At 63.2% G+C, this 399-nt stretch carries 1 protein-coding gene; it reads left to right on the forward strand.

All coding sequences use genetic code 11. The annotated features are described in order from the left end of the window. Positions 1–399 (forward strand): transposase (locus tag C7I85_RS30320; protein ID WP_146149032.1); only part of this gene is annotated, 399 nt, incomplete at both ends.

Consider the following 399-nt stretch of genomic DNA (forward strand, 5'->3'; position numbering starts at 1 on the left):
CTTGCTCCGAGTCATCCGCAGGCAAGGATTGCCACCGTCGCCCCCGCCCTCGGTGATCGGCATCGACGACTGGGCTTGGCGGCGCAATCATCGCTATGGCACGATCGTGTGTGACCTAGAGCGTCGGCAGCCGATCCGACTGCTGCCGGACCGTGAGCCAGCGACGGCAGAGGCTTGGTTGCGGCGGAACCCCCAAATCCAGATCATTGCTCGCGACCGCGGCGGCGCTTACGGGCTGGCGGCAGCAAAGGCGTTGCCTAATGCAGTGCAGGTCGCTGATCGATGGCATCTGATGGAGAATGCCAGCCGTGCATTCCTGGACTCCGTCCGCAAATCGATGCGCCAAATCCGCAAAACAGTCAGTGCAACGCGCATCAATCCCAAGCTGCTGACCGCGGC

The organism is Pseudaminobacter soli (ex Li et al. 2025), assembly GCF_003012705.1.
In the GTDB taxonomy this organism is placed as follows: domain Bacteria; phylum Pseudomonadota; class Alphaproteobacteria; order Rhizobiales; family Rhizobiaceae; genus Pseudaminobacter; species Pseudaminobacter soli.